This window comes from Pedobacter sp. CFBP9032 (genome assembly GCF_034045265.1).
GTDB lineage: Bacteria > Bacteroidota > Bacteroidia > Sphingobacteriales > Sphingobacteriaceae > Pedobacter.
Genome location: NZ_JAXCWE010000064.1, coordinates 1 through 256 on the forward strand (window position 1 = coordinate 1; position 256 = coordinate 256).

The 256-nt window shown below is 36.3% G+C and carries 1 pseudogene; it reads left to right on the forward strand.

Features of this window, described 5'->3' with window-relative positions:
* A pseudogene (locus tag SOM16_RS23160) lies at positions 1-231 on the forward strand (MFS transporter); the annotation flags it as partial.
* Positions 232-256 lie beyond the last annotated feature (25 nt).

The following is a 256-nucleotide window of genomic DNA, read 5'->3' on the forward strand; positions in this document are numbered from 1 at the left end:
TTAGGAAAATATACCGCTCAAGGTTCAGCATTCTTGGTAATGATGATCTTGGGAGGTGGAATTATCCCTCCATTACAAGGAAAGCTTTCTGATATTATCGGTATCCACAGCTCGTACATTATCCCGGTACTCTGCTTTGCTTATATTACCCTATTTGCTTATCTTGCAAAGAAGACCTTAAGCAAACAAGGAATTGATGTTGACGTTTTAGAATCTGAAGGTGCACATTAATACTACAAAAACATATAAAAAAAAG